Origin of the sequence: Staphylococcus pasteuri, assembly GCF_030547725.1 — a bacterium.
GTDB lineage: Bacteria > Bacillota > Bacilli > Staphylococcales > Staphylococcaceae > Staphylococcus > Staphylococcus pasteuri.
Genome location: NZ_JAUOQO010000613.1, coordinates 1 through 252, shown reverse-complemented (window position 1 = coordinate 252; position 252 = coordinate 1). Strand labels below are relative to the sequence as shown.

Sequence of the window (252 nt, the reverse complement as noted above, 5' to 3'; positions counted from 1 at the left end):
GGTTTTTACCTTTCTTATAAGGCCGATCAACGGCGGTTAAGGCTTCAAAAATATCCGCTATTGCCATCATTCTCGCAGTGGCAGGCATCTGTTCTTTAGTTAAGCGTTTCGGGTAACCACTGCCGTCCATTTTCTCATGATGACCACCCGCTATTTCAGGCACCAACCTAAGATGGTCTGGGAAGGGCAATTTCTCCAGCATGATAATGGTTTGTACAATATGGTCATTAATTTTGTAGCGCTCTTCTTCAC

1 protein-coding gene is annotated in these 252 nt (G+C 44.4%); it reads right to left on the bottom strand.

The window, feature by feature from the left end; all coding sequences use genetic code 11:
• On the bottom strand, positions 1-252 hold a 252-nt coding region (locus tag Q4528_RS14920), incomplete at both ends, for an HD-GYP domain-containing protein (protein ID WP_303522457.1).